Below are 11,428 nucleotides of genomic sequence, written 5' to 3'. Positions count from 1 at the left end.
TTAATCTTATCTTTCGTATTTAACAGGTGTACAACGAAAGCAAAGCCGCTAGTGTTAATAATACGTTTACCACCGTTAGATGGAAGAATCATGAGAGTACTTATTCAATATACCCAAACGGGCAAATACCGTGACCATGCGTGGGAAGCGTTAACTGTTCGTTCAAAAGGCGAGATTCAAGCTGTGACACCCTCTTATGCGGCACAACTTATCAAACAAAAACGCGCCAGTTTAGCGACAACAGAAGATCAAGATATCGTCATCCAACCTTAATAATTTAAGGGCTACCCCTCCTAGCTCCTTCAATCGAACGGTTTGATGACCTAATAAAAACGCTGCAAGGATGCAGCGTTTTGTTATTGAGTCGTAGGACAAAGCTTTTATCATTGAGCAACAATCCCGTCATGAAGCCAAGGCATCGATACTCACGCAAGTCTATTTAGGAATATTCTCGAGCGCTTGCACCATAGTCATTAGCTTATCGACAATTCTTTCACCATCGACTCTCAAACCATTATGTTCATACTCGTTGGTAATCCATGCTTTAGAGTTTGGAATATTAGCAAGCGTTTCGCGGCTGTAATCCAGCTCGACGTACATGTCGTCTGCGTAAACCGCACACGCCATCGGAACGGTATTCTTACTCAGCTGTTCTGCCTTGTACAAAGTGCCCCAATCCGATTTCTCAGCTAATCGATTGGCCGCTTCGCGTAATGGCTTCAAGGTTTCTAGTTGCTCGAACATCCATGGGTATACCATTTCCCCAGTAAACCAAAACTCACTACCCGATTGGTAGTTGAAGTGTGGAAACTGCTGACGAACTCGATGTGCAGACCAGTTAGAGGCGGTACCTTGGCAGTAAATCGATTCATGCAAGATCGCGTAAATTGGGTTAGTTAAGTACCCCTGCTCTTGCTGCATTTGATTCAAGAAACTGTAGCTCAACTGTCTGTGACCGTTCACGTCAACAAAGGCACTTTCCAGTGTGAAATACATCGGCAGGTTTGCTTCACCGCCCCCCAGGTTAATACCAATAAGCTGGAACTGTTCAACCGTGAACACCTGACCATTTGGTAGTCTTACATCGTTATTAAGCAAGTAATCAGCGATCTCGCGACACATCGCTTGCGCTTGTGGGAACTGAGCAAAAAACGCTCTGTTTTTCTCTTCTACACGCTTATAAGTTGCACGATAAACATCGTCAGCTTCCCGCTCAATAGAAGGTATCCCTCCGGTGACATAACAACGTTGTAAGCTCTGTGGGAACAGGGATAAATAGCTCAAAGTGCAGAAACCACCAAAGCTTTGGCCAATCGTCGACCATTGTTTAATACCAAACTTTTCACGAATAGCTTCAGCGTCTCGAACGATATTATCGGCTCTGAAATGCGTCAAGTACTCGACTTGTTGCTCTGGAGAGAGAGGCGCCAACGTTTCATGACTGATCACCGTGCTATTGCCTGTTCCACGCTGATCGAGAAGCAGAACACGGTAGTTTTGTAATGCACGTTTGAGCCAACCCGATTGACCGCTCACTCGTGGAGAAGGAAAGCCAGGGCCGCCCTGAAAATAGATCAGCCACGGCAATTCTTGCGCATCTTTAGCGAGATCAACCAGTTCACGAGCGAAAACTTGGATCTGTTGTCCATCTTTTGCTTGATAGTCGAGTGGCAACTCAAAAGAGTGCTGACGATACAGGGTAGTTCCATCAATAAAGTTAGCTTGCACGCTTCATTCCTTTTTATCTGATTCTAAAGTCATTGGTATGAATAAAAATGGCGCCCTTTGGCACCTATCATGAGCAAGATACGCATAGTCGGATATAAATGAAACCGTTTGTTGAACCTGAATGTGACAGTACTGCGTTAAACCGCCCACTTCGCTCTATATGGACAACAACCGATTCCAAAACAGAAGGTTTACAACGTGGTCTATTATTAGCGCAAAAGGATAACGAAAAAAAGAACTTAACGAGGTGAGGATACGTTAAGCTCTTTGGTTTATTCTGTTAGCGATAGTGCTATTGATACACAAGCTATGAAGTTGTCAGTTCACCCGCACCCTGAATCGAACGTTGGCTATTTTCAACCAGAATTGCGCTGGCGGCTTCTTTTAGTGTCGCCCATTCGGCATCATCAACGACAATACCGTCACACCATGCATGCTCTTGAGTCTTAAACAAAGACTCAGAAGTAATATGTATTGGGTACCCATCTGATAAACGCTCAACATCGAAATTTTGCACAGAAAATTCAATGGTCATATCGTGAATATGTTCGTCTGATGCTGGTGGTAAATCAGATAAAAATAGTTCTGGCGCGACACAACCACGGTTAAGAATATATAACGTGCTTTTCGGGTTAGACCCATTATTCCAACGAGCGGTACATGCGATACCTTTCGCGGCTAATTTCACTAGCTCGCTGTACGCTAGCCAACGGTTGTGGCAGTTATATAACTCTATCTTTAGTGCTTTTTCACCCACCATTTTTTCAATCGCATAATCCATCACTACAGGAAGGTGGCATGCCAAACTCGCCATGTTGAGGTCAACTTCCACGGTATTGTTACTGGTCATATGAATGTCCACTGGGCAATCGCACTCTAATCCGATAAAGTGACTCGCATTGTTAAAATGACGAACACCATCCAATCCAACCATTTGTAAATCTGCGACCATATTTGCTATTACATCGGCTTCACCACATGTTCGACGCATACCCAAAAAAGCTTTATTGACGGCCGCTACCAGCTCATTGTGAGAAACGATCATAACGACTTACCTCCATGTTGGCTTTCTATTGATGTACTGCGAGTAGGCACATTTTGCGAATCAGACAGTTCCGATTCACTCGGCAGTAATGGGAAGACCCATTCATCCTGATGAATTTCATCAAGCAATGGCGCCCCTTGGAAAAACGTCACTCGCACCCAGCGGTCTGATCGGGGATCAAACTTAGTCGCACCAAACATCGCTAACTTACAACGCAGTAAATGCATCGGTAGCGCTTCTTTGTGCAGCACATTCATTTGAATATCACCCATCGCTTTATTACCAAGGGTCCAGACTCGTCGTGCTATCGCACGGTGTTGTGGCTGCTTAACAAGAAACTCTGCCAATGAAAGCTGCGGCGCGAATTGCAATAAGCTGTGGTATAAACGGTATGCTTGACGTCCAATATCTAACGGCAGTTCACGCTCTTCACCCAGCTCTTCACCTCGTATTCCGAGCCTCGGCTCCTCTTTATCTTGAGAGCGATACCAGAACCAGTAGTTGTTCTCTGCTTTCGTAAAATCGGTAGCGATCGCCCAACGGTACTTTTCTTCTAATATAATCAAGAGGTCCTGAATTTTCTTACCACTAGGAAGCGACAGCGTTTCGCTACAATTCATTTGGTCTTGATGGGCATCCACCAATTCTGGGTACAGTTCCATCAGGCATGAAAGAAGGACTTCTTGGCTTTCCATACTCATGTGTTTAGATTGTTCAATCACCTGCGCCCATGTGTCATATAGGCTCACCGAAGCGTCTAAAGATTGTTCTACGTGTTGCAGTTCAGCAACCGCAGTTCTATTCAATGCTTGCTGGTTTTCATTGATGGTAACCACTTGTTCTAAATGGGAAATAGCTCTATTTATCAAAACGCGTAGTGGTTCGATTAAAGCGCTATCCGTTGGACTCGCGAGTACTTCAGCCAATGCGAGTTCACGCGTTGTCATCCATTGATCAACAATACTTGGGTGATTGATCAAGTATGGCGCCATACCTAATCCTGTCGCGTTGCCGACCCCTAAGTAGCGCTGCAACCCTCTGTGCAAGGTAATGGCTTGTTCACCACCTTGTTGCTGTGCGAGGTAATGGACCCAGTCTAGGCTGAACTCACGCAGCATGTACACCGCACACATCTGAGCACCAAATGACTGATTAAAGTCTGGATTGTTCTCTAAGATTTTAAAGTCAGCAATCCCAAACTTGCCGTTACCGTAGACCGCTGTTGTTCGAAGGATATACCCGACTTCCGCGAGTTCCTCCGTCGTTGGTTGAACACCTTTCGCCAAATAATGAACGATATGCTCAAACACACGAACACTTTTGTTTGCCCGAGCCAGAACCAACACATTGTTGGGATTACGGCCGGCTTCTTGAAGCGGGACGTTCGCACGAAGCCGCTCAAGTAAAGCAACATCAACCTCGCCCAGAACTAGTGCAAATGTTACGTCCCACTTTTCGGCAATAACGCGGTCGTTTCGCTCGTCATCCGCGATCTCATCGCAGAAAACCACTAAATGATAAACATGGTTTGGTGTCTCTAGCTTGTAGATAACGTGACCAAAACCTTGAGGGTTTAGTTGCCACTCAGACTTGGTTACTCTCCATTGCTGTTGCGCCATTTTACGAATCAAGGTTCTTACGAAACTGATACGCGTCTGGTGCATAGCACCTAGCCTTTCTGGAGCCATGACAACGGCCGCGTCACGCAGTGCTGATTCAGTGTAGGTAGAACGATGTGCATCCATTTTGCTGACCACCTTTGTTAGGATTTAGCTAGCCATTCAGAACCGTTCGATGCTGTCATTTGAGGCATTCAATGATTAATGCTGGTTAGCTTTCACGTTTTGGATATTGATAAAGGCAATCGAACACATGCCTTACTCTTTGACTAAATACTTATCGTCCGATGTATTTTCACCAGTACGATTTCGTTTTCCTTTCGGAATGTCCCATCAGCCCTCTGTCGAAGGTTGATTGATTCTTCTTCGTCGGAATGAGTTAAAGCCCCTGTTCCTTTGCCATTTTGATAGCGATTTGCGGCGCATTCCAAAGCGACGGCAGTAAAATTAAGGAAACGGGTACCGCAGTGATAACAATGAAAGATTGCAGTGCAGAAATACCGCCAGAGCCGAGTGAAATCAGTATCAAAGCTGTGACTCCCATCATTACTCCCCAAAAAGTACGAATAATGGCATTAGGCTCTGTCTCACCACTCACCACAACACTGATCGTGTACGTCATGGAATCCCCGGTTGTTACGATAAAAATCGTCGTCAGAACCAAGAACAAAATCGACGTTACCATTGGCATTGGTAGCTGCTGAGTCACTGCGAGTATCGCGCCCGGTAAATTAAAACCTTCAAATGCTTTACTGACACTACCGGGGTCTGCAATTTCAAATGCTAGCCCTGAACCACCAACAACCGTGAACCAGAAACACGTCACAAACGGAGCAACAATACTGATGGTGGATACCAATTGACGAATGCTGCGACCACGTGAAATTCGTGCAATAAAGATTGCCATCATTGGGCCATAACCCAGGAACCACCCCCAGAAGAACACGGTCCACCAGCTCAACCAACCTTCGTCGCCACGATAAGTCGCCATGGGAATGAAGTTATCAATCATGCTACCAACACCTTGGATGTAGCCATTGAAGATAAAGTTGGTTGGGCCAAAGATCAGTATGTAAATCATCAATGCCATTGCCAAAATAACGTTGTAACGACTTAGCATTTGCATTCCACGGTTTAATCCACTCAGAGCGGAAAGCGTGTAAAGAACGATAGCGAACAAGATGATGATCAGTTGCGTTGTAAAACCATCTGGAATATCAAACAATGCATTCAGTGCGTAGCTCACCTGCAAGCCCAAGAACCCAATCGGACCAATGGTGCCCGCTGCTACCGCGACAATACAACATGCATCAATCAGCGCACCGGTATGGCCTTTCAGTGCTCTCTCACCCAGCACGGGGTACAGTAAGATGCGAGGTTTAAGCGGTAAGCCTTTATCGTAGTGCAGGTGCATCACGACGATAGACGTTAAACTGCCGACAATCGCCCATGCTAAGAACCCCCAGTGCATGAATGATTGTGATAACGCATTCACCGCCCCTTGCTGTGCATTTTCTTGCACGCCATACAAAGGTGGAGGGCTAACATAATGTGCGATGGGTTCTGCCGCGGCCCAAAAAACACCGCCGCCTGCAAGTAACGTACAGAAGATGATCGCCATCCAACGAAAGCCATCCATTTCTGGTTTCGCGAGACCACCGAGAATAACCTTTCCAGTTCGTCCTGCCGCCAGGCCAAGACCAATAAAAAAAGTCAAAAGAAGAAGCACTTGCCAGTAAGGCCCAAACACTTTTACAGACCAGGCAAACCCCGTATTGACAAGACTTGATAACAGCTCACCATCAAACAGAGCCAGTATGACGAACAGAGCAATAAAGCCACCGCTGTACCATAATGCTGGGTTTCTCAGTCCTAATTTATCTGAGGTTGACTCAGGCAGTGTTGCGTTATTTTTTGTATCGCTTGTTGTGTTTACTTTTGAAGATTTCACGTTAGTGGCTAAATCAGACATACTCTGACTCCAGAGGTTTCATTGCAGTCGCCATTAAAATGATGACCACAAGCGGTGTATTTAACACCTGCCCTGTTATTTTTGTATTGGGCAGGCTCATCCATGTTTGGGTTGTTGCATTACAAAATAGACGGTTATTCCTTTTGAATAATGAAATGGGTTAGCAGTACTGGCTAAATGAACGTCGGTTAACAGGCTGCCAATTTGAGGATTACTTGCCAAAAGCGCTTAACTCTTCCTTTGAGGCGCTAAGCCATCTTTCAAGAAGTTAAACCAGTTTTCTCCTAATACTTGCCCAGCTTCAGACTCGCTGAAGCCATGACACATCAATCCGTTATAAATATTTTCCATGCCAGAACTACCACTGAACCAGGGCAAGGCATCTGGCCAACCAGAGTTGTTCGCAGAACCTTCACCGTAGTCCATGGCTTTGGACCAACGACCATTTCGCATCCACTCAAGAACGGTTTGAGGTTGGTTCAAACACAGATCACTCCCCAGTCCCAAGTGTTCAACACCCACCATATCAGCGGTCGTCGCAACCATTTGGCAGAAGTCTTCCAACGTACATTGGCTGCCGTTGGGTAGATGGAAGGGATATAAGCTGAAGCCGATTAATCCACCGCGTGCAGTTAGAGCTTTAATCACATCGTTGGATTTGTTTCGTCGTGCATCATGAGCAAACGTTGGATTTGCGTGACTAATACAAATAGGACGAGAAGAGAGATCAATCGCCTCTAGCGTAGAACGCTCGGCGCTGTGAGACATATCGATGATCATGCCGACTCGGTTCATCTCTTCGATGGCTTGCTTACCAAAACGCGTAATGCCGGCGTCGTGCTCCTCATAACAGCCCGTGGCAAGTAAGCTTTGGTTGTTGTACGTCAGTTGCATGATCAAAAGACCTTGTTGACGCATCACTTCGATAAGACCAATCTCATCATCGATTGGTGAACAGTTTTGAGCGCCAAGGAAAATGCCGACTTTGCCTGTCGTTTTTGCAATCTCAACATCAGCCATCGAATGAATCGGCATGATAATGTCTGCATTTTGCTCAAATCTTACATTCCACTCAGCAAAGCGAGATAACGTTTCACGAGCGGTCTCGTGGTAAACGGCTGTCGCATGAACGGCGGTAATGCCGCTTGCCTTTAATGTTTGGAAATACTCTCGGTTCCAATTGCAATACTGCAATCCATCTATAACAATCCGTTGCTGGTACATAACCACTCCTATCGAAAGCTCAATGTTCTGGCTCATTGTTGAAAAAACGCTCAGTAACATGCTTTCAACAATGAGTGAAATCACAGGTTAAATGTCATTTACTGCGTTAGGTTTGAATGTTGGCCTGACTCTGAGATTCAGGCCAATTCTTATTCGCAAAAAGCTAATTAATAAGGACGTTGGTAAGCCGTCTTGACTACCGTGTAGAACTCTTTCGCGTACTGACCTTGCTCACGAGGGCCGAAGCTCGACTCTTTACGACCACCAAACGGTACATGGTAATCCGTGCCCGCTGTCGGTAGGTTCACCATCACACAACCTGTCTGCGCTTGTTGCTTGAACATGGCGCTCGCACGCAAGCTTTGAGTGATGATGCCCCCCGTTAGACCAAAGCGAGTATCGTTGGTCGTCGCGATAGCTTCCTCTAAATCAGCCACACGAATCACACTGGCCATGGGTGCAAACACCTCTTCTTGGTTCACTTCCCAATCGTTCTTCGTGTTCAAGAACAGCGTTGGAGACATGTAGAAACCTTCGTGTTGCATGCTCAAGCGTTCGCCACCGAATGCCAGCTCACCACCGCTTTGACGCGCTTTCTCAACCCAACTTAGGTTTGCTTCAAGTTGATTGCCATCAACGACTGGGCCCATGAACACACCGTCTTCCAATGCGTGCCCTACTTTAAGCTCGCTCATACGTTTGATCAGTGCGTCAACGTATTGGTCATGAATGCCATCCATAACCACAAGACGAGAAGATGCAGTACATTTTTGACCCGCACCTGAAAACGAACCGGCGATCGTGGCATCAACGGCGGTTTGGATATCTGCATCATCTGCAATCACCAGTGCATTCTTACTGCCCATTTCTAATTGGCAGCGAACGAAGTTTGGCGCTGTAGCAGCGGCTACCATACGGCCGGTATCAACAGAGCCTGTAAAGCTCACCCCGTTCACATCTTTAGCGTTGATCAACGCATCACCGACAGTGGATCCGCTGCCAAGCACAAGGTTAAACGTGCCGGCTGGGATACCTTGACGGTGGATGATCTCTGTAAGTGCCACCGCACTAGCGGGAGTAAGGTTTGCCGGTTTCCAGATAACGCTGTTACCGAAAGCCAGTGCTGGAGCGATTTTCCAAGCCGCCGTTGCCGTTGGGAAATTCCAAGGAGAGATAATGCCGATAACACCGACCGCCTCACGAGTCACCTCAACCGAAACGCCGGGGCGTACCGATTCCGCGTTATCGCCTATTTGACGAAGTACTTCCGCTGCAAAGTATTGGAAGAACTGACCTGCACGGTAAATTTCGCCACGACCTTCAGCAAAAGGCTTACCTTCTTCACGAGAAAGCAACCTTCCTAGCTCATCGCAACGTGCAATCAGCTCATCACCAATTGCTTGAAGTACCGCTTGTTTGCGTTCAATCGGCGTTTTTTCCCACTCAGGCTGAGCGTGCTTGGCCGCTGAAATCGCTTGCTTAACTTGCTCTGTACTGGCTTGAGCAAAGTCACCAATGTTTTCAGAGATATCGGATGGGTTAATGTTCGCAACGATGCTGATACCTGATTGCCATTCACCGCCTATGTAAAGTGCACTCTCTGGTTGAACATTCTGTAATTGAGTCATTATTGTGTCCTTGTAAAGGTTTGGCTGAGGTTGAGTCTGGCAACCATCTCATGCATTAATAAGGTGTTAATTCTTAACGAACGTAACGAGTAAATCTTGTATTCAAAGGATCACAATTCAGGGTGAGCGACCGATGCATAAACCACGAATTCGACCAACATTTCTTCTCTTGCTAACCCTGCAACGACCACTGCCGCACGGTTTGGATAGGGTGCATTGAAGTACTCTCCGTATACGCTGTTTACCGTTTTTAGGTATTCACGGTCTGTCACGTAAATCAGCACTTGCAGCACTGAATCCATAGATTCACCTGCACACTCCAACGTATGAGCCAGGTTGTTAAAAACCTGACGCGTTTGCGCTTCAATACCGCCCTCTACTACAGCCCCCGTCTCATCAATTGGAATCTGCGCGGTATATATCGTGCCGTTGTTAACAATCGCCCACTCTAAAGGTGCTTTAGAAGCAAAAAGCTCGGTTTTAACTGGGTGTTTTTTAATTTGTGCGTTCACGATTTTGCCCAACTTTGTAACAACTATGTTTCGATGTGGTTAAATACTGAACCTTGACGCATGATAAATCTAACGGTAAATTTTGTGCATTTGATAAGAAAAACCTATCACCTTGCAAAAAGTAAGGTAGATCAAGGGCTACAGAAGGATCAGTGCCATGACAATTAAGCTACAACAGTTGAAGCATTTTGTTTGGGTGGTCGAAGAAGGTGGATTTAGATCGGCATCTCACCGAGCAAATCGATCGCAGGCGGCGCTTTCAACCTCAATAAAAGAGCTGGAAAAAATACTCGGACAGCGGCTATTTGAAACAGGTAACAAATCGACATTGACGCCGTTTGGAGAAATATGCCTTCCAAAAATCACTCAATTCTTGAATGTTTACGAAGCATTAGATAATGATCTGCGCGCAGCAGCAGCTGGTCAACAAGGACGGGTTCGAATCGCAAGCGTGCCGTCGGTAGCGGCGAAACTGATTCCGAGTGTTCTAGGCGCATTTTGTGAGCAATACCCCCATGTTGAGGTCAGCTTAATTGATGATAACGCCGCAAGTGTCGAAGCTAAATTGCTCTCAGGAGAGGTCGATCTCGCTCTGGGTAATAGCTCAAACTTAGAAAAAGAGAGCATCAACTTCACACCTTTGCTGTCCGATCCTATCGGAGTGGTGTGTCTCAAAGACAACCCTATCGCCTCTCAACAACAAGGAATAGAGTGGCAAACTTTGTTAAAACAACCCTTCATTCGCAACGGGACGTGTACCCTACTTGATTCTACACCTGCAAGAATGCTCAGCGAACAAGCTCTGTACTCTGTGGAGAACATTACTTCGCTATTTTCAGTGTTGGAGCTCGGTATCGGAGTGACCACACTACCTAAATTGGCATTCCCAACCAATGAAACCCGCTTGGTGTGGATTCCATTAATTGACCCGCCCTTACAACGTCAAATTGGTATCTTCAGGCTGTCTGACCGTACCATTTCTCCCCAAGCTCAAGCGTTTCATGACTTATGTATTCAGTACCTCAACTACGAAGAATGACAGGAAAAAGAAACATCAATCGACGTCTACATCGTGTCGATTGACCAACGAACATAGCAAGTTTGATATTCACGGCCGGAAAGTCTATCGATCTCAAATATCTCGTCTTCTAGTCAAAATATTGGGCTGTACTTAACCGTCAGTCGCACTCAATAAACTCAGCACTATACGATGACTTTATATGCGGTTTTATCTCACTCAAATCCACCTTTAACCCTACTCAATACTTCTCATCTATACCTTATTATTTGCTTTTAATTACCTATATTATTCACCGTGAGTGCGGTAGGGGCTTGGATTTAATCGAGATTGTTCTTCAAATTACCCGTTTGAATACGATAGAACCACGTCATAAGGGTTGCGGTACATCAATAATGAAAGTATAGCAACGAGAATAAAAGGCTTGTTAGGCAACACTAAGCGTTTTGATGACTCTGCTGTCGACACAAAATGGATTACACAGCGAATTAAATGTTGATTTTATCGTGAGTAACATATCGCTCAAAGATTAACCTCACAAAATTCATAAGTCATTGATTTTATGTAAACCAAAAAATGGAACTGAGTTCATATTAGACTCTGATTTTTAGAAAAAACCGAATCAGTCAAAATTAAAACACCTTAAAAGGCCACAAATATTGTTATAGACACATAATTGTCA

8 protein-coding genes and 1 pseudogene are annotated in these 11,428 nt (G+C 45.5%); 2 read left to right on the top strand and 7 right to left on the bottom strand.

Annotated elements, in window-relative coordinates; translation table 11 throughout:
• Positions 1-90 precede the first annotated feature (90 nt).
• On the top strand, positions 91-273 hold the full coding sequence (locus L4B77_RS05785; protein ID WP_372039569.1) for a hypothetical protein: 183 nt from the start codon (positions 91-93) through the stop codon (positions 271-273).
• A 162-nt stretch (positions 274-435) separates the two neighbouring features.
• Here the strand turns inward: L4B77_RS05785 and L4B77_RS05780 are convergent, their stop codons facing one another.
• From L4B77_RS05780 to L4B77_RS05750, 7 genes and pseudogenes are all read right to left on the bottom strand, one after another.
• The gene (locus L4B77_RS05780) at positions 436-1,728 is read right to left on the bottom strand and encodes an alpha/beta fold hydrolase (RefSeq protein ID WP_429749088.1); all 1,293 of its coding nucleotides are present in this window, start codon (positions 1,726-1,728) and stop codon (positions 436-438) included.
• A 307-nt stretch (positions 1,729-2,035) separates the two neighbouring features.
• Positions 2,036-2,773 (bottom strand): DUF3726 domain-containing protein, encoded by a 738-nt coding sequence (locus L4B77_RS05775; protein WP_429749086.1) that lies wholly within the window; start codon positions 2,771-2,773, stop codon positions 2,036-2,038.
• Positions 2,770-4,577 (bottom strand): annotated as a pseudogene (locus tag L4B77_RS05770) (hypothetical protein). Before L4B77_RS05770 ends, L4B77_RS05775 begins: the two are co-directional and overlap by 4 nt.
• Positions 4,578-4,771: 194 nt before the next feature.
• The gene (locus L4B77_RS05765) at positions 4,772-6,364 is read right to left on the bottom strand and encodes a BCCT family transporter (protein ID WP_429749084.1); all 1,593 of its coding nucleotides are present in this window, start codon (positions 6,362-6,364) and stop codon (positions 4,772-4,774) included.
• A 228-nt stretch (positions 6,365-6,592) separates the two neighbouring features.
• The gene (locus L4B77_RS05760) at positions 6,593-7,588 is read right to left on the bottom strand and encodes a membrane dipeptidase (protein WP_429749082.1); all 996 of its coding nucleotides are present in this window, start codon (positions 7,586-7,588) and stop codon (positions 6,593-6,595) included.
• Between the two features lie 167 nt (positions 7,589-7,755).
• Entirely contained in the window at positions 7,756-9,216 is a 1,461-nt protein-coding gene (locus L4B77_RS05755; protein WP_429749080.1) for an aldehyde dehydrogenase family protein, read from the bottom strand.
• A gap of 110 nt (positions 9,217-9,326) precedes the next feature.
• Positions 9,327-9,728: a RidA family protein gene (locus L4B77_RS05750; protein ID WP_429749078.1), complete on the bottom strand. Its 402-nt coding sequence runs from the start codon at positions 9,726-9,728 to the stop codon at positions 9,327-9,329.
• Positions 9,729-9,885: 157 nt separating this feature from the next.
• Between L4B77_RS05750 and L4B77_RS05745 the strand changes: the two genes are divergently transcribed.
• Positions 9,886-10,767, top strand: coding sequence for a LysR family transcriptional regulator (locus L4B77_RS05745; protein WP_429749076.1), 882 nt, complete (start codon positions 9,886-9,888; stop codon positions 10,765-10,767).
• Positions 10,768-11,428: the final 661 nt, after the last annotated feature.

Origin of the sequence: Vibrio minamisatsumaniensis (genome assembly GCF_050337445.1) — a bacterium.
Lineage (GTDB): Bacteria > Pseudomonadota > Gammaproteobacteria > Enterobacterales > Vibrionaceae > Vibrio > Vibrio artabrorum.
The sequence above is the reverse complement of the archived record's forward strand: the minus strand, read 5'-3'. Positions and strand labels throughout refer to the sequence as shown.